This is a genomic window from Rathayibacter sp. AY1C4 (assembly GCF_002932195.1).
GTDB lineage: Bacteria > Actinomycetota > Actinomycetes > Actinomycetales > Microbacteriaceae > Rathayibacter.
Window position 1 is genome coordinate 1 of the sequence record NZ_PSWE01000044.1, and the last position, 19,425, is coordinate 19,425.

Below are 19,425 nucleotides of genomic sequence, written 5' to 3' on the forward strand. Positions count from 1 at the left end.
GGTGGGGAGCGGGAGGGGAGCGGCGGCGGGGGGCCGGCCCTCCCCATCCGACCACACGGCGTGCGCGCGCCCGGACCCTTGCGCCGGCGGGGCACTCGTGCTGTGCTCTGCGCCACCGTTCCGCGCCACGATGCCGGGCGGTCGTGCCGCCCCTCTGTGCCGCGCCTCCGTGGCGGGCCTCAGAGCGGGGAGGCGAACACCACCAGGTTGTCCCGGTAGCGGCCGATCGCCGTGTCGTACTCGCCTCCGCAGGTCACGAGGATCAGCTCCTCCTCGAGGGTCGCGCCGAAGACGCGGGCGGTGGGGAACGCGGCCTTGGCGTGGGACTCGACCGCCGTCACCCGGTAGCGGTGGTCGGAGCCGTCCACTCCGCTCACCGCGATCTCATCGCCCGGGGCGAGCTCGCCGAGGCGGAAGAAGACCGCGGGACCGGACCGCGAGTCGACGTGCGCCGCGATCACGGTGCGGCCGCTGCCACCCGGGCGCCCGCCTCCCGAGAACCAGCCGACGTCGTCGTAGTCCACCGGCACCTCCATCGCCCCGTCCGACTGGATGCCCAGCGCGATCAGCGGCTCGTCCAGGCCCATCGCGGGCACGCTCAGCCGGGCGGGCTCGACGCCGACGGTGCGCGCGGGCGCCGCAGCGGCGGGGTCGGGCACGGGGACCGGGGGAGGAGTGACCGGGGGAGCAGAAGCGAGGGCCGGAGGCGCGGGCGCGCTCGCGGGCGTCTCCGCTCCTCCGCTCCCGTCCGCGGCGGCGCACCCCGCGAGGAGCAGCACGGCGCACAGTGCCGCCGCGCCGCTCCTCGACCGGGTGCCCACGATCAGGAGGCGGTGCGCCGGCGGGCGACGACCACTCCGGCCGCGCCGAGGGCGACGACGGCTCCGAGGCCGGCCATCGCGGCGAGACCGGACGGGCCCGTGGCGTCGCTCCCGGCGGCGGTCGCGCCGCCACCGGTCTGGAGGCCGCCGACCGGCACCTGCGAGAGCTGGCCGCGGACGACGCCAGCCGCATACGAGGCCGTGTGGGAGTCGCCCGCGAAGGCGGCGGGATCGGCCTCGAGGGCCTTCAGCGTGAATCCGGCGCCGGTGTCGGCCCCGTTCGCCTGGATGCCCGTGGTGAAGGGGCCCTGCAGGCAGCCGCTGCTGGTGCGGGGGCCGTCTCCGACCGGGGCCGGGTTCGGGAACGCGATGCGCGGCGGGCCCGCCTTGCCCAGCGCCGCCTGGTGGATGTGCGTCGCGGTCTTCGCGGGGCTCTGGTAGTCGCCGGTCACACCGGTGAGGGTGATGTCGTAGCAGATGACGTCGAGGTCGCTGTTGACCCGGAAGGTCATCTCGCCCGTGGCGCCGGGCTGGCCGGGGGTCGCGGCGGAATCGGCGTTCACGACCTGGTCGGGCGTCGCCATCACCGTGAAGGCGCTGGTGAACGAGGACGGCTCGGCGACCTCGGTCTCGGCCTGGGCCGGCGCGGCGGCGAAGAAGGAGGCGGCGGCGACGGCGGTGATGCCGCCGAGGGAGAGCAGGCGGCGGCCGGCGCGGTTCCGCGCGGGGGACGTCTTCGTCATGGTGGAGCCTTTCGATCGCGAGCGCCGAGCGGGCCCGATGCAGGGAGTACGGCCGGAAGCGGCGCTGCGTTCACTCCATCTGAGAGGATCTTCACGGAGACGGTCCTCGCCTCCGATGAACGCCGCCGCCGCCGCGGCCGTACCCCCTTCCGACGGACCACCGGTCCCGACGAGGAGGCGGTGTGGCGCGCACGGCGACGGCACGACGAGACGAAGGGCCCGCGATGCCGCGCGAGCACCCGGAGGTCCCGGCTCCGGTGGTGCGCCTCGAGCCCCGGACGGCGGGGTTCGACCCGGCCGCCGCCTTCGACGAGCACGGGTCCGCCCTGCTCGGCTTCGCGCTCAACGCCCTGCGTGACCGCGGCCTCGCCGAGGACTGCGTGCAGGAGACGTTCCTGCGCGCCTGGCGCTCGCGGGCGAGCTACTCCGCCGAGCGCGCCAGCACCCGCACCTGGCTCTTCGCCATCGCCCGCAACGTCGTCATCGACGTGCACCGCTCGCGCCGGCGCCTGCCGCGCCTGGTCGAGGCCGAGATTCTGGAGGAGGTGCCCGCGGAGGACCGCGACCCCCTCGAGCCGCTCGCGATCGCCGAGGCGCTCGCGCGGCTCTCCGCCGAGCACCGGCAGGTCGTCGTCGCCGTCCACCTGAACGGCGAGACCTACGCCGAGCTGTCGGCGGCCACGAGCGTGCCGGTCGCCACCCTGCGCAGCCGCGCCTTCTACGCTCTCCGAGCGCTCCGCGGTCACCTCGCGGGCGCCGGATCCACCGACGAGGAGAGATCGTGATCGACCGAGACCAGCCCGACGGAGACCAGCCCGGCGGCCGCCGCGAGGAGCTCCTCGCCGCGGCCCTCGCCGGCGACCTCTCCGCCGAGGAGGCGCGGGAGTTCGAGAGCCTGCGCGCCGCCGACCCCTCGATCGACCGCGAGCTCGCGTCGTTCGGCTCGGTGGTCGACCGGGTCGGCGCGCTGGGCCGCTGGGAGGAGGCGGAGCCGTCGCCGGAGCTGCGGTCGCGCGTCGCGGCGCTCGCCGGGGAGCGGCCCGAGCGCGGGGAGAGTCTGCGTGCCTCGCGCCGCCGGGCCGTCCTGGCCGTCGCCGCGGCGGCCGCGCTCCTCGTCGTGGGCGGCGTCGCCGGAGCGGCCCTGCGGTCCGCCGAGGAGCGCCCCGTCGCGGGACCGCCCGGGACGCTCGGCGCCGTCGAGGCGATCGCCTTCGACGAGCGGACGGAGGGCGTGACGCTCGACGGCTCGCTGGTCGCGCACACCTGGGGCACCGAGACGATCCTCCGCGGGACCGGCTTCGCCCTCGGCGAGAGCTACGACCTCGTGCTGGTCACCGGCTCCGGCGAGCGGCTCCCGTCCGGCTCCTTCCTCGGCAGCTCCGCGGAGCTCGACTGCGAGATGAACGCGGCCGTCCTGCGCGAGTCCGTCGCCGCCGTCGAGATCACCGATGCCGGCGGCGCGCTCGTCGCCTCCGCCGCCCTCCCCGCCGTCACCTGAGAGCCGGCGGCGCGGGCTCGCGGCGCGGCTTCAGCTCGCTGACGAGCGTGCCCGCGACGATGAACCCCGCCCCGAGCAGGGCGAGCGCGGGGAGCCGGTCGCCGGCGAGGCGGCCGATCAGGCCGGCCCAGACGGGCTCGGCGGAGTAGATGATCGTGGCGCGCGACGGCGAGACCGAGCGCTGAGCCCAGTTCATCGTCAGCTGGATCAGGCAGCTGCTCGCCCCGAGCGCGAGCGCGGGGATCAGCCAGGCCCCCGAGAACGCCGGGACCGCCTCGCCCGCGAGGGGCATCGAGGCGAACCCGAGCGCGCCGGCGACCAGCAGCTGCACCACGGTCACCCGGCCGAGGTCGACGCGTCCGGCGACGAGGCCGATCAGGATGATCTCGGCCGCGATCGGCAGCGTGCTCACGATCGTCGCCACCTCGCCCGCTCCGAGCGCGACGCCCGGCTGCGGGCCCGCGATCAGGAGCAGTCCGACGAACGCCAGCGCGACGCCCACCAGCGTCAGCACGCCCGGGCGGCGACGGAACACGACCCACTGGAGCAGCGGCACCAGCGGCACGTACAGCGCGGTGAGGAACGCGGAGGTGCTGCTCGGGATCGTCTGCAGCCCGTAGCTCTGCAGGCCGTAGCCCGCGAAGATCATCACCCCGATCGCGACGCCGGCCGCGAGGTCGATCCGCCGCATCCCCCGGAGCGACCGGTGGAACACGACCGCGCTGATCAGCCCCGCGATGGCGAACCGCATCCCGACGAAGAACAGCGGCCCACTGTGCTCCATCGCGATGTGCACGGCGAGGAAGGTACCGCCCCAGATCGCGGTGATGCCGATGAGCGCCCACTCCGGACGCGTGAAGCGGAGGCCCCGGAGAGGCGAGATGTGCATCATTCTGCACATCCTAGGAGCATCAGGGGCCTGTCGGTGCAGAATAGTGCGCATGTCGGCTCCCGTCCTCGCCCACCTGGGCGGCAACCTCCGTCTCGCGCGGCGCGGAGCCGGACTGAGCCAGTCCGCGCTGGCGGCGCGCTCGGGCATCAGCCGGCGGACGATCGTCGCGGCCGAGGCCGGCGAGGCCAACATCTCGCTGACCGGAGTCGACCGCCTCGCGACCGCCCTCGGCACCACGTTCACGGCACTCGTCTCGGCCCCGGGATCCGCGCCCGCGGCGATCGACCAGGTCGCCTGGCGGGGAGCGGGCGAGGCGAGCGTCGCCGTCCTGCTCTCCTCCGTCCCCGCGCGCCGGGAGGCCCAGCTCTGGACCTGGACGCTCGGCCCCGGGGACCGCTACGACGCGCAGCCCGACCCCGAGGGGTGGCACGAGATCCTGCTCGTCACCGCCGGCGCGCTCCTCCTGGAGCGGGAGGGCGAGGAGCCCGTGCGGCTGGAGCCCGGACGGCACCTCGCCTTCCCGACCTCGCGGCACTACTCCTACGTGAACGCGGTGGATGCCGTCACGACGCTCGTCCGGATCGTGGTCGACTGACGGGTCGGCGCCTCAGGCCCGCGAGCGCAGGGTCTCGAGCAGCGCCGCGGGGGTCTCGGGGTCGTCGAGGCTGACCGCGAACTCGCGCGAGCGGTCCGTCGTCACCACCAGCCCCGGCCCGGCGTGCAGGATGACCGCCGAGCGGCCCGGCATCACCCGGTACCCCCAGCCGCCCCACTCCGACGGCCGCAGCTGGGCCGTGCCGGCCGAGGCGATCGTGTCGAGCGGGATGCGGCGCAGCGGGATGCCGAGGGCGGTCGTGACGACGCGGAGGCCGCGGCGGTCGGCGGTCACCCTCAGGCGGGAGAAGGAGAGGAGCACCAGCGCGACGACGCCGAGGACGACGGCCGTCGCGATCGCCGGACCGGTGGCGCCCGCCGCGGCGAGCGTCGCGAGGGAGAGGGCCGCGCCCGCCGCCGTGGCGACCGCGGCGACGGCGAACACCGGGCCCGTCAGCGTCTGCGACCAGGCGCCGGCCTCCTCCGCCGCGAGCGGCAGGCGGCCGGCGGCGAGGCGGGAGGCGCGCCGGGTGCCCGGAGCGATCAGCGCGGGCACGACGGCGAAGAGCATCCCCCCGAGCAGCGCGAGCAGCCACCCGCCGAGCTCCGCCCCCTCGGCGCGCCCGGCCGCGAGCGTCGTGCCGACCGAGGTCGCCCAGGCGGAGGCGCCCAGCCCGGCCACGAGGCCGAGGGTCGCCAGCAGGAGCCGCGGGGCGCGCCCGACGGCCGCCGCTACGAGGCCCGCGACGGCCGGGAGCCCGGAGAGCACGAGGGCGATCGCGAGCAGGGCGCCCGTCGACGCGGTCGCATCGGCCGCCCCGGTCCCCGACCAGTGCGAGGCGAGCTCCGCGGGCAGCACGTCGTCCAGGACGAGGCGCGAGACGAGCACTCCGGCGGCGGGGAGCAGGAGGGACGCGGCGGCGAGGAGCTCGCGGCGGCGGTCGGCGGTGGCGGTCATGATCCGGTCCTCTCGATCAGGCGGACGAGCTCCGCCGGGGTGATGCCGCTGCGGCGGGCCTCCGCGAGCAGCTCGTCGACCAGGGCGGTGACGCGCACGAGCCCGGGCCCGGCCGATTCCGTGATCCACGCGCCGCGGCCCCGACGCATCTGGAGGATCCCGTCGTCGCGCAGGGCGGCGTACGCGCGCAGCACGGTGTGCATGTTGATGCCGAGCGAGTCGGCGAGCTCGCGGGCGGGCGGCAGGCGGTCGCCCGCCGAGAGCTCGCCCCGGGCGACGGCCGAGCGCACCTGCGACTCCAGCTGGTCGGCGAGCGAGCCCGCCGCGGAGTGGTCGACCCGGAATAACATGTTCACAATGTTAGTAGAACAAGCAGTGCACCACCAGGCCCTCAGTGCAGCGCGAGCGACACCGCCAGCACCACCATCACGACCGCCACGGCCGCGTCGAGGATCCGCCAGGCCCCGCGGCTCCGGAACAGCGGCCGCAGCGCCCGCGCCCCGAAGCCGAGAGCGGTGAACCACAGCACGCTCCCGGCCGCCGCCCCCGCCCCGAACCACCAGCGCTCGTCGCCGTGCGTGTTCGCCACCGACCCGAGCAGCACGACCGTGTCGAGGTAGACGTGCGGGTTGAGCAGCGTGAGCGCCAGGCACGTGCCGATCGCCGTGCGGAGCGACGTCGAGGCGTCGGCCGGATCGCCGTCGAGGGTCCCCGGCCGCAGTGCGCGCCTCGCCGCCATCACCGCGTAGGCGAGGAGGAAGGCGATGCCGCCCCAGCGGATCACCACCAGCAGCCACGGCGCCGACTCCAGGACCGCTCCGATCCCCGCGATCCCGAGCACGATCAGCGCGGCGTCGCAGAGCGCGCAGATCGCGACGACGGCGGGCACGTGCTCGCGGCGGAGGCCCTGGCGGAGCACGAAGGCGTTCTGCGCGCCGATCGCGATGATGAGCGAGAGGCCGAAGCCGAGGCCGGAGAGGGCGGCGAGGAGGGGGGACACGCTCCGACGCTAGGGCGGGGCGCTCCTGTAGACCAGCTCATGCTCCTTCAGTACCGTAAGCAGCACTGATGCTGACAGACGACCTCGACCTCTCCCGCCTGCGCGCGCTCGCCGCCTCCGTCCGGTACGGCTCCTTCGACGCCGCCGCCCGGGCCCTGCACATCACCCCCTCCGCCCTCAGCCAGCGGATCAAGGCGCTCGAGACCGCCGCAGGCCGCGTCCTGCTGGTGCGCTCGCGCCCGGTCGTCGCGACCGAGGCCGGTGCGGGGCTCCTCCGCCTCGCCCGCCAGATCGAGCTCCTCGCCGACGACGCCGTCCGCTCGCTCGGCGGCGAGGACGCGGAGGGGGCGGGCCCCGTCGTCCTCCCGCTCGCCGTCAACGCCGACTCCCTGGCCACCTGGGTGCTGCCCGCGCTCGCCTCCGTCCCCGACGTCGTGGTGGAGCTGCACCGCGAGGACCAGGCGCACACCACCGCGTTCCTCCGCGACGGCACCGTGCTGGCGGCCGTCACCGGAGAGTCGGAGGCGGTGCTCGGCTGCACCGTCGCGCCGCTCGGAGTGATGCGGTACCGCGCCATGGCCTCGCCTGCGTTCGCCGAGCGCTGGTTCCCGGACGGCGGCACGGCCGGTCTCGCGAGCGCTCCGCTGGTCGTCTTCGACGAGAAGGACCGCCTGCAGGACGACTTCCTCCGAGCCGCCGGCGTCGAGGGCCGCCCGCCGCAGCACCGCGTCCCCGGATCGACCGACTTCGAGCGGGCCGTGCGCCTGGGCATGGGGTGGGGGATGCTGCCCGAGCTGCAGGCCCCGGTCGGCGGCGAGGGCCTGGTCGAGCTGGGCGGCGACCCCGTCGACGTCCCCCTCTACTGGCAGCAGTGGGCCCTGCACACGCCCGCCCTCGACGCGGTCGCCGCGGCCGTCTCCGCTGCCGCGCGCGCCGCGCTCCGCTGACCCGCGCGCTGACCTGCGCTGCGCTGACCCGCGCGCTGACCCGCGCTGCGCTGACCCGCGCGCTGACCCGCGCGCTGACCAACGTCGGCGGGGAGGCGCTCAGACCGCGAACACGTCGCGGAGGGTCACCGTCTCGAGCGAGCGCTCGCGGAGGATGTCGACGAGCCGCGCGTAGACCTGCGTCACAGGATCGAAGTTCGCGTGCCCGATCACGATGTGCTGCGGCAGGAACCACTGGTCCGCGAAGCCGACCACCTGCTCCGGCGTGATCCGCCCGGAGTCCGAGAGCGAGCCGTACCAGAGCACCGTCGCCGTGTAGCCGATCGCCGACGCGGCGGCCCGGCTCCGCTCGTCCGTGTAGCCGAACGGCGGCCGGTAGAAGGGCGCCGCCTCCACCCCGTAGGTCGAGCGGATGAAGTCGCCGTTGCGGCCCAGCTCCTCCTGCACGCCGTCGCTCGAGAGGCTCGTCAGGTCGGCGTGCGACCAGGTGTGGTTCGCGAGCTGCACCTGCCCCGAGGCGACGAGCGGAGCCAGCAGCGGCGCGTTCACGGTCCACGAGTCGTACTTCCCGTTGAGGAAGAAGGTCAGCCGGGTGCCGGTGTCGCGGGCGAACTGCGCGTAGGCGGCGACCACGTCGGAGTCCGCGCCGTCGTCGACGGTCCAGGCGAGCGTGCTCCCCTCGCCGGGCAGCTCCGAGATCGTGCCGGAGGGCAGCGGCGCCTTCCGCCGCACCGGAGTCGCCGCGGCGGTCATGGTCGGCACGGGGCGGGGAGGGGTCGGGACGGCCGTCGGCGCGGCGGACGGCAGCACCGCCGCCGGCGCCGTGCTCGGCGGGAGCGCCGCGGGAGCGGGCCGGGCGGGCGTGCACCCCGTCAGCGCGACCGCCGAGGAGGCGATCCCCAGCAGCAGCGCGCGTCGCCTCAACCGGTCCACGGGCCCCCCTCGCGAGCCCCGTCCCCCGGAGCGTCCCCGCGACCGTAGCGGTCGGGGAGGGAGCGGGCAACGCGGCGCGACACCCCTCCCTCCCCGCAGCCTCTACCGGAAGGTGCGCCTGACCGCGTTGTTCGCCGGCGTGGGATCGGCGGCGGCGGTCGACACCCTGGCGTCGATCGTCGTGGCGGCCGGCCGGTCGACGAGCGTCACCGAGTAGGTGGTGCTCCGCCCGGCCGAGACGCTCGGCGCGGTCCAGGTGAGGACCGTCGTGCCCGCGGCCGAGCCCTTCGTCTGCACGGCGCCGGGCGCACTCGCCACCGTTCCGCTGACGACGACCCGGGTGGTCGTCGTCGCCGCGTCCCGGGTGCCGGTGTTCCGGACGGTGATCGTGCCCGAGAGCGGGGCCGTCGCCGCCAGTCCCGGCGCCGGCGCCAGCGTCAGCGTCAGGTCGGCGCGGGTGGAGGACTTCACCTGCAGCGACTGCGTCACCGAGGTCGCGGCGAGCCACGCGGAGTCGCCCGCCTGCGTGGCCCGGACGGTGCAGCTCGCCGCACCCGTCAGCCGCACCGTCGCCGTGCCCGCGCCGGTCGCGGTCAGCGTGCAGCTGCCGCTCGCGTACAGCTTCACGGGCAGACCGGAGGAGGCGGTGGCCGCGACCGGGTAGGCGATCCCCTTCTCGGGCGAGGACGGCATCGCGGTCGAGAAGGCGACCTTCTGCGCCTTCTTCTTCTGCGGGACGACCGCGGCGACCGCGATCGACTGGGTCGCCCGGGGAGCCGCGTCGTGCGAGGCGTCGCCGGCCTGATCCGCGGTGACCGTGCAGGTGCCGGATCCGCTGAAGGTCACGACGCCGCTCGCGAGCGAGCACGCGCCCGTGGCGCCGATCGTGACCGGCAGACCGGAGGAGCCGCCCGCCGCGGTCGGCGTGTAGCGGCCGCCCGCGGTCGCCGTGCTCGGAGCCGCGGAGGTGAAGGCGACCGTCTGCAGCGCCCTGCCGATCGGGAACGTCCGGACGACCTGCTCCGCGGGCGCGTGAGCGTCGTCGCCGGCCTGGTCCAGCGTCAGCGTGCAGGTGCCGACGGAGTCGTAGGACACCGTGCCGTCCTCTCCCAGCGAGCAGGAGTCGGAGGCGTCGAGCACCGGGTCGGCGCTCGACGGGCCGCGGACGATCGACGGGGTCCAGGAGCCGCCGATCCGGGCGTCCGTCGGAGCGGCGTCGCGGAACGTCACCGCTCCCGCTGCCGCGCCGACCTCCATCGACTGCGTGATCCGCGGAGCCGCCGAGTGGCGCTCGTCCCCGGCCTGGTCCGCGGTCACCGTGCAGGTGCCGGAGCGGGTGAAGGACACGACCCCGCCCGCGATCGTGCAGGACCCGGCCGCTCCGAGCACCACGGGGGCGCTCGACGCGCCGGCCGTCACGACGGGCGTGTAGGAGCCCCCCGCGACCGCCGCGTCGGGGACCGGCGAGGCGAACGCCAGCGTCTGGCCGAGGGCGCCGATCCCGAAGGTGCGGACGGCCTGCGGAGCGGCGCCGTACCGCGAGTCGCCCGCCTGGTCGAGCGTCAGCGTGCAGGTGCCGACGGAGTCGTAGGACACGACTCCCGCGGCCGCCGAGCATGCTCCGGAGGCGGTCAGCACCGGACGCGCCGTGGAGGGCCCGGCGATGATCCGCGGGGTGGTCGTCCCGCCGACCGTCGCGCCGGTCGGCGCGGTGCCGCCGAAGGAGACGGTGCCCGCGAGCAGTCCGACCGCGATCACCTGCGAGGCCCGCTCCGCCGCGTCGTACCGGGCGTCGCCCGTCTGGTCGGCGGTCACCGTGCAGGTGCCCGATCCGGTGAAGGAGACGACCCCGTTCGTGAGCGTGCAGGATCCGGAGGCGCCGAGCACCACGGGCCGCCCGGAGGCTCCGCCGGTCGCGGTCGGGCGGTAGGTGCCGCCCGCGAGCGCCGAGTCCGGCGCCTGCGAGGTGAAGGCCACGGTCTGCGCGACCCGGGTGATCTCGAAGCTGCGCACGGCCGTCGGCGCTGCGCTGTGGCGGATGTCGCCCGCCTGGTCCAGCGTCAGCGTGCAGGTGCCGGCGGAGTCGTAGGAGACCAGTCGGAAGGGCCCGACGGAGCAGGCGCCGGAGGCCGTCAGCACCGGGGGAGCACTGGAGGGGCCGGCGACGACCGCGGCCGTCGAGGAGCCCCCGACCCGGGCCTCGGCCGGAGCATCGCCGCCGAACGCGACGGTGCCCGCGAGCTGCGTGACCGCGACGGTCTGCGAGGCCTGCGCCGCCGCCGCGTAGCGCCCGTCGCCCGCCTGGTCCGCCGTGACGGTGCAGGTGCCGCTGCCGGCGAAGGTGACGACGCCGTCCGCGAGCGTGCAGGCGCCGGTCGCTCCGATCGTCACGGGGAGCCCGGACGCGCCGCCCGTCGCGGTCGGAGTGAGCGTGTCGCCGGCCGCGGCCGTCGACGGCGCGGTCGAGGTGAAGGCGACGGTCTGCGCGATCGCGGTGACCTCGAAGGTCTGGACCGCCCGCGCGGTGCCGTAGGCGGCGTCGCGGTAGTGGATCGCCGTCAGCGTGCAGGTGCCCGCGGAGTCGAACCGGACGGCGCCGTTCTCGCCGTCGGAGCAGGCGCCCGAGACGCTGAGCACCGAGGGGCCGGAGGACGGTCCGCGCGTGAAGGCGGGAGTGAAGGATCCGCCGACCTCCGCGTCGGTCGGGACGGCGGTCGTGAACGCCACGGAGCCGGGCGCGTAGCCGACCTCCACCTCCTGCACGGCGGGCCGGGCGCTGTCGTACTGCCGGTTGCCGTTCTGGTAGGCGAAGACGCCGCAGACGCCCTTCGTGGTGAAGGTGACCACGCCGTCCTTCGCCGAGCACGACGCGGTGGTGAGGAGGAACGGAGCGATGCCCGAGGCGCCGCCCTCGATCACGGGGCGGTACGTGTCCCCGAGGACGGCGCCGACCGGAGGCGCGCTCGTGATCCGGACCGTCTGCGGGAGGAAGTAGATCGAGTACTCCTGCTCGGCGTGCCGCGCGGGCCAGTAGCCGTCTCCGGGCTGGTCGAGGGACAGCACGCAGAGCCCGGCCCCGTCGTTCCGCACGGTCACTCCGTCCGGGAGGATCGAGCAGTCTCGGCTCGCGGAGAGCACGGGCACGCCCTTCGACGGGCCGGGCACGATCGTCGGCCGGTACGTCTCGAGCGACATCGCGTGCGGGGGCGCGGTGCTCCCGAAGGAGAGGTTCCCCTCGGGAGTCCCGACCGTGATGACCTGCCGGACCTGCGGAGCGGCGTCGTGTCGATCGTCCGCGGCCTGGTCGATCGTCACCGTGCAGGTGCCGTCGCCGAAGAACGTCACCACGTCGTCCGCGATGGTGCAGTTGCCGTTCTCGATCACCGCGATCACGAGCGGGTTGCCCGAGCCGCCGCCGGTCGCCTCGACCGTGTACCGGTCGTCGGTGAACACCCGGTCGGGCGGAGTCGAGGTGACGACGACCGTCTGGGGGATCCGCGAGATCGGGACGAAGCGCACCAGGCCGTCGGCGGCCGCGTACACGTCGTCGCCCGGCTGGTCGAACTGCACGCCGCAGGTCGAGGGCTCGGTGTAGGTCAGGATCTGCGCACCCGTCGCGTCGGGGGTGACGGTGCAGCCGAAGAAGGTCCTGACGAGCACCGGCAGTCCCGAGCTCGAGGTCGCCGTGGCGACGCCGGTCGACTCCAGGACGCCGGTCTTCGGCACAGCGACCGTCAGGGTCTGCGACGCCTTCGCGACTTCGAGATCGAAGGAGGCGCGCCCCGCGGTGTAGTGGTCGTCGCCGGCCTGATCCGCGGTCACGGTGCAGGTGCCGCTCCGGGTGAAGGTCACGACGCCGTCGGCGATCGCGCAGGATCCGGTCGCTCCGATCGAGACGGGGCTCCCGGAGCCGCCGCCGGTGGCCGTCGGAGTGAAGGTGCCCAGCGCCGTCGGCGCGGTCGGCCGCGAGGAGGTGAAGGCGACCGTCTGCGAGAACTTCCGGACCGTGATCCGGAACGAGGACGTGCCGGTGTTGCCGGCCTCGTCGTCCGCGGTGCAGTCGACCGTCGTGTCCCCGATCGGGAAGACGCTTCCCGAGGCGGGCGTGCAGGTCGAGCCCACGGCTCCGTCGACCGCGTCCTGCGCGGAGGACGCGAAGGTGACGACGGCGCCGGAGACGTCGGCCGGCTCGGCCGTGACGGCGGCGGGCACGGTCACGACGGGGGCCGAGCGGTCGGCCAGCGCGAAGGTGCCGGGGATCGACCGGAGGGTGTAGTTCGGCCCCGCGTCGCCTCCGTCGCACCGCGTGACGTAGTCGCCGACGGGCGTGCGCGCTCCGATCGTCACCTTCCCGGTGCCGTCCGCCGTGTAGTAGGCGCCGGTCGGCTCGGTGACGAACCGGTCGGTTCCTGCGAAGCCGTCAGCCGTGCAGGTGACCGTCGGGGCGGTCGCGGTGCCGTGCGCCTGCGTCCCGGGGCTCGACGCGGTCACCGAGAGGGGCGCCGGCGAGATCGTGAGCGCGCCGTCGATGGTGATCAGCTGTCCCGAGGGGTTCGTCAGGCCGGAGCAGCGCGTGGGGTAGCGGCCGACGGGGGTCGTCGCGGAGAGCGCCAGCGGCGTCGTGAATCCGGTGTCGGACGCCGCGAAGGCGCCGCAGGAGACCGTCCCCGAGGGGGAGCCGGTCACGGAGGCGGTGATCGCGGGGGGAGTGGATCCGTAGGTCGACGAGGGCGAGGAGGCGGTCACCATCGGGACGGCCGCGACGATGCGCAGCGCGCCGTCCTTGTACCCCGCGATCGTGTAGTCGCTGCTGACCTTCGCGCCGCTGCACCGCGTGGTGAAGGTGGTGAAGGTGGAGGTGGGCCAGTTCGGGATCAAGCGGTAGATGACGTCGTCCGCCGTGACGATCGGCCGGTAGACGCCGGCCGTGAGCGGGGCGCCGAAGGTGTCGGTGCCGACGAAGGCGGCCGTGCAGCGCAGGTCGGGGGACGGCGCGCCTCGCGGGTAGTCGACCGTCGGGGCGGTCACCGTGAGCGCCTTCGGCTTCGCCGTGAAGCTCTGCAGGGGCTCGCCCGCCCAGCCCAGAGGAGCGAGCGCGTCGAGCCTCGCCGCGAGCGTGCAGACGCCGGCGTGGAGCACGGTCACCCTCATGCCGCTGACGGAGCAGGTCTCGGCGGTCCTGCTGCTCAGGACGATCGAGCGGCCGGGCACATCGACGGCCTGCGCGTAGGGGCTCGCGTCGAAGGAGTCGCCGTACGCCTTCTGCGGGAGCGTCGACAGGTCGAAGCGCACGCCGCCCACCGCCACGGTGGCCGGCTCGCTGCGGACGCTGCCCCCGCAGGTGGTCAGGGTCGCCCGGTAGCGGTAGGAGCCGGTGGGATCGGGGCCGGCCTCGAGGAACGCGGTCCCGTCCTCCCGGGCGCCCGCCCGGCCGAGGGCGGGCTTCCACGTGGCGCCGCCGTCGGTGGACCTCTCCCACGACACGGCGGGGATGCCGCCGTAGACGGCCGAGACGCTCACGCCCATCGTCAGCGTGTAGACCTGGTTGGTGACGCCCGCGATGTCCGAGGGCTGCCGGGTGATGACGGGTGCCGCGGCGCACGCGCGCACCTCGTGGCGCAGAGCGGGGAGCGCCGACCAGCTCCCTCGTCCCGCCTCGGCGGGGGTGATGGTGTCGGGGTAGTGCGCGCGGATCTCGTTCCAGCCCTGCGGGATGTCCCTCGTGGTCAGAACGCCGACGCCGTCCGCGTCGAGGGTCACCCTGCTGGTACCTGCACCGGTGAGGATCTCGACGGTGCCGCCGGCGGCCACCGGCCGGCCCAGGCTCGGGATGGTCACCTTCGCGGTGACGGTGACCTCCTGCCCGAGCATCGAGAAGTCGGGGGTCCGCGTCACGGTCACGGCGGTGTCGTACACCGGAGCGACCACGGGGTCGGCCGCCGTCGGGCCGGCCGTCTGCGAGATCCTCGTCACGCTCGGGTGCACGTAGCTCGAGCCGCCGCCGCCGGCGCCGGGGTCGTTCATGACGCCGAGGGTGTCGTTCATGCTGCCGAACACGTAGGGCGATCCGCCGCCGCCGCCGTACCACCAGCCGGCCCCGCCGCCGCCGCCGCTGTGGCCGGGGAACGAGCAGTTGCCGCCGCCGCCGCGGGAGGCGCCGGCGTCGGCGCCCTTGCCGTCGTTGAGGAACACGCCCCACTGGCCGTTGTTGCCGTCGGCGCACTCGCCGAACGTGCTGTAGCCGCGGGCGCCGGGCGAGCCGCCCGAGCTCTGCCCGGCCGCGCCGCCGCCGCCGCCGTCGGCCGCGTTGTTCCTGCCGCCGTTCCCGCCGCCCCTCGCGCCGCTGCCGGCGTCGGCGTCCCCGCCGACCGAGGACCGCCCGCCGCCGCCTCCGCCGCCCGCCGCCACGGCGAGGGCGTGCTGACAGCCGTCCGAGCCGGCCGTGCTGAGGTACTGGGCGTCGCCGCCCGCGCCGCCGGAGTCGCCCGCGTAGACGCCGCCGTTCACGTAGCGCGTGGCGCCTGCCGCTCCGGCCGGGGCGCCGGTGAGGCGCCCGATCTCCAGCACCTGCCCGGGTGTGACGGGAACCTCCACGACGAGGCTGGAGCCGCGTCCGCCGGCGTTGCCCGTCCCGAGGCCGCTCGCACCCTTCCCGCCGTTCTGGCCGCTGAGTACGGCGCGGACCGTCGAGACCCCGGTCGCGGGAACGGTGTACTGCGACACCGTCGAGACCTTCGGGGAGGTGAAGCACGCGGTGCTGAAGACCGGCGCCGCCGACGCGGTCGGCGCGGCCACGACGCTGAGTCCTGCGCCCGCTACGAGCACGGCCGCGGCGACGAGGGAACGGAGGAAGGACTGGCGCATGTGCTGCTACTCCCGGCTGCTGCCGGGAGCGGGCGCCCGCGGTCGGCTCAGAGTAGGGCGGTCGTCGACCCGCGAGGAAGGCGCAAGGTACACGAACGCCCTGCTCGGGGGGTACAGGAGGCCGCTTCTGCCGGAACCTCCCAGGAAGTCCCCGTGCACGTCGGCGCAGCGTGCCCACCCTGTCGGGGCAGCATCCCCACCCTGTCGGAGGAGCGTCCCCACCCTGTTGCGGCCGCCGCCCGGGTCGCGTAGCCTAGCGAGGTTGCGTGCATCTGCACGCGCTTGCGTGCTGCCCACCGGGCAGGAGCTCCGGCTCCGGCCGGACAGGCGGGCGGTGCGCCGACAAGTGACCTTGGGTGGGTCGGGCGGGGCTTCGTGCCGCGCGTGATCCACGGTAACCACACATGGAGGAAACCATGGCAGCAGTCTGCCAGGTGACCGGAGCCGTCCCCGGCTTCGGGCACGCCATCTCGCACTCGCACCGGCGCACCAAGCGCCGCTTCGACCCGAACGTGCAGAAGAAGACGTACTACGTGCCGTCGCTTCGCCGTAACGTCACCCTGACCCTCTCGGCCAAGGGCATCAAGGTCATCGACGCCCGTGGCATCGAGTCCGTCGTCAAGGATGTTCTCGCTCGCGGGGTGAAGATCTAATGGCCAAGCAGCAGGACGTCCGTCCGATCATCAAGCTCCGTTCGACGGCCGGCACCGGTTACACCTACGTGACCAAGAAGAACCGCCGCAACGACCCCGACCGTCTCGTGCTCAAGAAGTACGACCCCGTAGTGCGCAAGCACGTCGACTTCCGCGAGGAGCGCTAAGTATGGCCAAGAAGAGCAAGATCGCCCGCAACGAGCAGCGCAAGGTGATCGTCGACCGCTACGCCGCCAAGCGCCTCGAGCTGAAGAAGGCTCTGGTCGACCCGGCCGGGACCGACGAGACCCGTGAGGCCGCCCGCGTCGGCCTCCAGAAGCTCCCCCGCAACGCCTCGCCCGTCCGCGTCCGCTCGCGCGACGCCGTCGACGGCCGCCCCCGCGGCAACCTCACGAAGTTCGGCATCTCGCGTGTCCGCTTCCGTGACATGGCGCACCGCGGCGAGCTGCCCGGCATCACCAAGTCCAGCTGGTGACCGAGCGCCGCTAGCGGCGTGAACGATCGAAGGCCCGTGATCCATCGGATCGCGGGCCTTCGTCGTCCCGCCGGCGGACGTAAAATGTGCGGATGACCGACTCCAGCCTGCCCACCGTCGCCGAGATCGCGGCGCTCATCGACCACGCGATCCTGAAGCCCGAGCTCACCCGCGCCGAGGTCGACGCCCAGCTCGACGAGGCGCGAGCGTCCGGCGTGTTCAGCGTCTGCGTCCGCCCCTCCGACATCGCCCACTCGGTCGCCCGGCTCGAGGGCTCCGGCGTCCTGGTCGGCACGGTCATCGGCTTCCCTCACGGCACCACCTCCACCGCGGCGAAGGTCGCGGAGTCGCGTCAGGCGCTCGCCGACGGCGCGTCCGAGCTCGACATGGTCGTCAACATCGGCCGCCTCCGGAGCGGCCTGCTCCAGGACGTCGAGGACGACGTCCGCGCCGTGGTCGAGGCCGCCGAGGGCCACGTCGTCAAGGTCATCCTCGAGACGAGCCTCCTCGACGACGAGCAGGTCGTCGAGGGCAGCCGGGCCGCCGAGCGCGCCGGCGCGGACTTCGTGAAGACCGCCACCGGCTTCGCGGGCGGAGGCGCAAACGAGCACGACCTCCGCCTCATGCGCGGCGCCGTCTCGGAGGCCGTCCAGGTGAAGGCGTCCGGCGGCGTCCGCGACCTCGACACGCTCCTCGCCTACCGCGGCCTCGGCGTCACCCGCTTCGGCACCAGCGGCTCCGCGACCATCCTCGGCGACCTCGCCGCGCGGCACTCGGGCGACTCCTCCGCGGCACGTGTCGACTCCGCCTCCTACTGACGGAGCGGCCGACGAGGGCCGCACCGCACCCGCCGACCGGATGACGCCCGTGCGCCTGCGCCCGGGCCGCGCCGGCCGGTGGGCGGAGCGGACCCGCCGCCCCCTCGACGAGATCGCCCGCGCCCTCAAGGAGCGCGTCTACGCGACTTTCACGGGCCTGGCCGTGGTGACGATCTACCTGGTCGGCGACCACCCCGACGCGGTCCACGCGCTCCAGAGCCTCGTGATCTCGATCATCGGGATCTCGGCCGCGGGCTTCGTCGCCGAGGTGATCGCGCACCAGGTCGTGCACGCTTCGGCGCCCTCGCGCTCCGAGACGCACACCATGCTGCGGATCGCGGGCGGGGCGCTCGCCTCGGCGTCGCTGCCGGTCCTCGCGCTCGGCGCCGCGGCGCTGGGCTGGATCGACGCGACGGTCGCGCTGCGGATCGGCGCGGGCGTCTACGTCGCCACGCTCGCGGGGATCGCCCTCATCGCCGTCGTGCGCGCGGGCCTCTCCAGGAAGGAGAGCCTCTTCTCGCTGCTCGGGATCGTGGGTCTCGGCGTGCTGGTCGTCGGCGTGCTCGCGCTCGCGCACTGATCCGGAGGCGCCGCCGAGCGTAGGCTCGGACGGATGACGTCACGCACCAGGGTCGAGCTCGGCCGCCGCGAGGACCTCGGCGCCGACTGTGCGAACTGCTTCGGCCTGTGCTGCGTCGCTCTCGCCTTCGCCCGCTCCGCCGACTTCCCGTTCGACAAGCGCGCCGGAGACCCGTGCGTCAACCTCGACGGCGAGGACGCATGCACGATCCACCGCCGGCTCCGGCCGCAGGGCTTCGTCGGCTGCACCGTCTTCGACTGCTTCGGCGCCGGCCAGAAGGTCTCGCAGCACACGTTCGGCGGCGTCTCCTGGCGGTCGGACCCGGCCGTGCGCGAGCGGATGTTCGCGGTGTTCCCGCTGATGCGCCGCCTGCACGAGCTGCTCTGGTACCTCGACTCCGCACTGGCGCTGCCCGGCGTCGCCGCGCCGCTCCTCGACGAGCTGCGCGAGCGGTTCGACGCGGTGCACGCGCACACCCTCGGTGAGCCGGAGCAGGTGGTCGCGGTCGACGTCGACGCGGAGTACGGAGCATCCCGGCCGCTCCTGATCGCGGCGAGCGCGGCCGCTCGCGCAGGAGCGGCGCCGGCTGCCCGCCGGTCGAAGGGCCGTCGGCTCGCTCCGGGTGCCGATCTGGCGGGCGCACCGCTCCGGAACGCGGACCTGCGGGGAGCGGATCTGCGGGGCGCGCTCCTCCTGGCTGCGGACCTGCGGGGTGCGGATCTGCAGCGGTGCGACCTGCTCGGGGTGGACCTTCGTGATGCGGACGTGTCCGGTGCGCGGCTCGCCGAGGCGGTCTACCTCACCCAGGCGCAGGTGAACAGCGCCCGAGGGGATGCGGCGACCACGCTGCCGTCGCATTTCGAGCGCCCGTCGCACTGGGGCGGCTAGCCCGCCGGGTCAGAGGCTGCGGGGGCCGCCCAGCGACTCGTCGCCGCCCTCGTCGTCGAAGCCGAGGGCCTCGATGACCTCGCGGCCGAGGAGGTGCGCGCCGCTCCAGCCCTCGATGACGCACCGGGGGAACGCCTCGCGGTCCGGCGAGCCGAGCCATGCGGCCGCGGCCTCGCGGGCCCATGCCTCCGAGGCGTACACGCCGATGATCTCGGTGCGGTCGTCCCACGGCGTCGCGGTCGAGAGGACGAAGTGGTCACCGTTCACGATCGGATCTCCTCCGGCTCTCGGGGTTCAGCGACCCCGTGGGAGTGCGGGACCGGACCGGACGCTACCCGTGCGCGGGGGAGCGCGTCTCCGGGGTCGACACGAGCGCGGATGAAGGCTACGGGAACGTCGAGCGCGGCGCGATCACCCGATGGTCCCACGCAGGCGGGCGTTCAGCCCACCAAGAGCCGTCGCGATCTCGTTCTCGTCGCTTCCGGGGAGGAGGGCGCCGCCCTGCTCGAGGCCGTGGCGCAGGGCCTCGACCTCCTCAGCGGGGAGGCCGCCGCTGTCGAGGAGGGCCTGGAGGGCGGCGAGAATGCCGACGAGGGCGACGGCGTCGTCCAGGTCGAGGGGGCGGACGCAGGACTTCTCCATGTCATCGCTCCTGTTCAGGTCAGGGGTTCGGGGGCGGGCGCATGCGCGCGGCCGTCCGATCGGGGAGGGGCGCCTGCGGGGCGGTCGCGTCGGTCACGGCTCCATGCCACCACAGCACC

At 74.6% G+C, this 19,425-nt stretch carries 20 protein-coding genes; 10 read left to right on the forward strand and 10 right to left on the reverse strand.

The window, feature by feature from the left end; genetic code table 11:
• Positions 1–179 precede the first annotated feature (179 nt).
• Together C5C99_RS17365 and C5C99_RS15710 are read right to left on the reverse strand one after the other, a co-directional pair.
• Positions 180–659, reverse strand: a complete 480-nt coding sequence (locus tag C5C99_RS17365; protein ID WP_258063722.1) for a class F sortase — start codon at positions 657–659, stop codon at positions 180–182.
• A 164-nt stretch (positions 660–823) separates the two neighbouring features.
• The gene (locus C5C99_RS15710) at positions 824–1,564 is read right to left on the reverse strand and encodes a CHRD domain-containing protein (RefSeq protein WP_104287821.1); all 741 of its coding nucleotides are present in this window, start codon (positions 1,562–1,564) and stop codon (positions 824–826) included.
• A gap of 224 nt (positions 1,565–1,788) precedes the next feature.
• Here C5C99_RS15710 and C5C99_RS15715 point away from each other — a divergent pair, with 224 nt between their 5' ends.
• The gene (locus C5C99_RS15715) at positions 1,789–2,349 is read left to right on the forward strand and encodes a sigma-70 family RNA polymerase sigma factor (protein ID WP_104340375.1); all 561 of its coding nucleotides are present in this window, start codon (positions 1,789–1,791) and stop codon (positions 2,347–2,349) included.
• The gene (locus tag C5C99_RS15720; RefSeq protein ID WP_104340376.1) at positions 2,346–3,062 is read left to right on the forward strand and encodes a hypothetical protein; all 717 of its coding nucleotides are present in this window, start codon (positions 2,346–2,348) and stop codon (positions 3,060–3,062) included. The genes C5C99_RS15715 and C5C99_RS15720 overlap by 4 nt, the downstream gene beginning before the upstream one ends.
• Here the strand turns inward: C5C99_RS15720 and C5C99_RS15725 are convergent.
• Positions 3,055–3,954, reverse strand: coding sequence for a DMT family transporter (locus C5C99_RS15725; protein WP_258059541.1), 900 nt, complete (start codon positions 3,952–3,954; stop codon positions 3,055–3,057). The two genes, C5C99_RS15720 and C5C99_RS15725, sit on opposite strands and share 8 nt — an antisense overlap.
• A 49-nt stretch (positions 3,955–4,003) precedes the next feature.
• Here C5C99_RS15725 and C5C99_RS15730 point away from each other — a divergent pair, with 49 nt between their 5' ends.
• The gene (locus tag C5C99_RS15730; RefSeq protein ID WP_104227343.1) at positions 4,004–4,549 is read left to right on the forward strand and encodes a helix-turn-helix domain-containing protein; all 546 of its coding nucleotides are present in this window, start codon (positions 4,004–4,006) and stop codon (positions 4,547–4,549) included.
• Between the two features lie 12 nt (positions 4,550–4,561).
• Here the strand turns inward: C5C99_RS15730 and C5C99_RS15735 are convergent, their stop codons facing one another.
• From C5C99_RS15735 to C5C99_RS15745, 3 genes are read right to left on the reverse strand one after another with little or no spacing between them, the layout of a single operon-like run.
• Positions 4,562–5,506 (reverse strand): hypothetical protein, encoded by a 945-nt coding sequence (locus C5C99_RS15735; RefSeq protein WP_104310066.1) that lies wholly within the window; start codon positions 5,504–5,506, stop codon positions 4,562–4,564.
• On the reverse strand, positions 5,503–5,856 hold the full coding sequence (locus C5C99_RS15740) for a GntR family transcriptional regulator (RefSeq protein ID WP_104225158.1): 354 nt from the start codon (positions 5,854–5,856) through the stop codon (positions 5,503–5,505). Before C5C99_RS15740 ends, C5C99_RS15735 begins: the two co-directional genes overlap by 4 nt.
• Positions 5,857–5,897: 41 nt before the next feature.
• Positions 5,898–6,506: a LysE/ArgO family amino acid transporter gene (locus C5C99_RS15745; protein ID WP_104340377.1), complete on the reverse strand. Its 609-nt coding sequence runs from the start codon at positions 6,504–6,506 to the stop codon at positions 5,898–5,900.
• 68 nt (positions 6,507–6,574) lie between these two features.
• Between C5C99_RS15745 and C5C99_RS15750 the strand changes: the two genes are divergently transcribed.
• Positions 6,575–7,453, forward strand: a complete 879-nt coding sequence (locus C5C99_RS15750) for a LysR family transcriptional regulator ArgP (RefSeq protein ID WP_104269515.1) — start codon at positions 6,575–6,577, stop codon at positions 7,451–7,453.
• A 99-nt stretch (positions 7,454–7,552) separates the two neighbouring features.
• Here the strand turns inward: C5C99_RS15750 and C5C99_RS15755 are convergent, their stop codons facing one another.
• Entirely contained in the window at positions 7,553–8,386 is an 834-nt protein-coding gene (locus tag C5C99_RS15755; protein WP_219812674.1) for a polysaccharide deacetylase family protein, read from the reverse strand.
• A gap of 102 nt (positions 8,387–8,488) precedes the next feature.
• The gene (locus C5C99_RS15760; protein ID WP_146085533.1) at positions 8,489–15,250 is read right to left on the reverse strand and encodes an HYR domain-containing protein; all 6,762 of its coding nucleotides are present in this window, start codon (positions 15,248–15,250) and stop codon (positions 8,489–8,491) included.
• Positions 15,251–15,666: 416 nt separating this feature from the next.
• On the opposite strand from C5C99_RS15760, the gene rpmB reads away from it, so the two are divergent.
• The 6 genes from rpmB to C5C99_RS15790 all read left to right on the forward strand — a co-directional run bounded on the left by rpmB (position 15,667) and on the right by C5C99_RS15790 (position 18,664).
• Positions 15,667–15,903, forward strand: coding sequence for a 50S ribosomal protein L28 (gene rpmB, locus C5C99_RS15765; protein ID WP_056038148.1), 237 nt, complete (start codon positions 15,667–15,669; stop codon positions 15,901–15,903).
• Entirely contained in the window at positions 15,903–16,070 is a 168-nt protein-coding gene (gene rpmG / locus C5C99_RS15770; RefSeq protein ID WP_027692168.1) for a 50S ribosomal protein L33, read from the forward strand. Before rpmB ends, rpmG begins: the two co-directional genes overlap by 1 nt.
• 2 nt (positions 16,071–16,072) lie before the next feature.
• Positions 16,073–16,378 (forward strand): 30S ribosomal protein S14, encoded by a 306-nt coding sequence (rpsN, locus tag C5C99_RS15775; protein WP_104225107.1) that lies wholly within the window; start codon positions 16,073–16,075, stop codon positions 16,376–16,378.
• Positions 16,379–16,470: 92 nt separating this feature from the next.
• Positions 16,471–17,196, forward strand: coding sequence for a deoxyribose-phosphate aldolase (gene deoC / locus C5C99_RS15780; RefSeq protein ID WP_181027245.1), 726 nt, complete (start codon positions 16,471–16,473; stop codon positions 17,194–17,196).
• Complete coding sequence (locus tag C5C99_RS15785) at positions 17,174–17,776, forward strand: hypothetical protein (protein ID WP_146085534.1); 603 nt, start codon at positions 17,174–17,176, stop codon at positions 17,774–17,776. Before deoC ends, C5C99_RS15785 begins: the two co-directional genes overlap by 23 nt.
• A 33-nt stretch (positions 17,777–17,809) precedes the next feature.
• A complete protein-coding gene (locus C5C99_RS15790) occupies positions 17,810–18,664 on the forward strand; it encodes a pentapeptide repeat-containing protein (RefSeq protein ID WP_104269795.1) in 855 nt (284 codons plus the stop codon).
• 9 nt (positions 18,665–18,673) lie between these two features.
• Here C5C99_RS15790 and C5C99_RS15795 read toward each other — a convergent pair whose 3' ends face one another.
• Together C5C99_RS15795 and C5C99_RS15800 are read right to left on the reverse strand one after the other, a co-directional pair.
• Positions 18,674–18,931 carry a hypothetical protein gene (locus tag C5C99_RS15795; protein ID WP_104340380.1) on the reverse strand — a complete coding sequence of 86 codons (258 nt, stop codon included), beginning with the start codon at positions 18,929–18,931 and terminating at the stop codon, positions 18,674–18,676.
• A gap of 144 nt (positions 18,932–19,075) precedes the next feature.
• Positions 19,076–19,306: a hypothetical protein gene (locus C5C99_RS15800; RefSeq protein ID WP_104234552.1), complete on the reverse strand. Its 231-nt coding sequence runs from the start codon at positions 19,304–19,306 to the stop codon at positions 19,076–19,078.
• Positions 19,307–19,425 lie beyond the last annotated feature (119 nt).

What these genes read in the sequence shown, in the direction of transcription:
- C5C99_RS15710 (WP_104287821.1), bottom strand. Translation starts at nt 1,564, where the DNA reads ATGACGAAGACGTCCCCCGCGCGGAACCGCGCCGGCCGCCGCCTGCTC.
- C5C99_RS15715 (WP_104340375.1), top strand. Translation starts at nt 1,789, where the DNA reads ATGCCGCGCGAGCACCCGGAGGTCCCGGCTCCGGTGGTGCGCCTCGAG.
- C5C99_RS15725 (WP_258059541.1), bottom strand. Translation starts at nt 3,954, where the DNA reads ATGATGCACATCTCGCCTCTCCGGGGCCTCCGCTTCACGCGTCCGGAG.
- C5C99_RS15730 (WP_104227343.1), top strand. Translation starts at nt 4,004, where the DNA reads ATGTCGGCTCCCGTCCTCGCCCACCTGGGCGGCAACCTCCGTCTCGCG.
- C5C99_RS15735 (WP_104310066.1), bottom strand. Translation starts at nt 5,506, where the DNA reads ATGACCGCCACCGCCGACCGCCGCCGCGAGCTCCTCGCCGCCGCGTCC.
- C5C99_RS15740 (WP_104225158.1), bottom strand. Translation starts at nt 5,856, where the DNA reads ATGTTATTCCGGGTCGACCACTCCGCGGCGGGCTCGCTCGCCGACCAG.
- C5C99_RS15750 (WP_104269515.1), top strand. Translation starts at nt 6,575, where the DNA reads ATGCTGACAGACGACCTCGACCTCTCCCGCCTGCGCGCGCTCGCCGCC.
- C5C99_RS15760 (WP_146085533.1), bottom strand. Translation starts at nt 15,250, where the DNA reads ATGCGCCAGTCCTTCCTCCGTTCCCTCGTCGCCGCGGCCGTGCTCGTA.
- rpmB (WP_056038148.1), top strand. Translation starts at nt 15,667, where the DNA reads ATGGCAGCAGTCTGCCAGGTGACCGGAGCCGTCCCCGGCTTCGGGCAC.
- rpmG (WP_027692168.1), top strand. Translation starts at nt 15,903, where the DNA reads ATGGCCAAGCAGCAGGACGTCCGTCCGATCATCAAGCTCCGTTCGACG.
- rpsN (WP_104225107.1), top strand. Translation starts at nt 16,073, where the DNA reads ATGGCCAAGAAGAGCAAGATCGCCCGCAACGAGCAGCGCAAGGTGATC.
- deoC (WP_181027245.1), top strand. Translation starts at nt 16,471, where the DNA reads ATGACCGACTCCAGCCTGCCCACCGTCGCCGAGATCGCGGCGCTCATC.
- C5C99_RS15790 (WP_104269795.1), top strand. Translation starts at nt 17,810, where the DNA reads ATGACGTCACGCACCAGGGTCGAGCTCGGCCGCCGCGAGGACCTCGGC.
- C5C99_RS15800 (WP_104234552.1), bottom strand. Translation starts at nt 19,306, where the DNA reads ATGGAGAAGTCCTGCGTCCGCCCCCTCGACCTGGACGACGCCGTCGCC.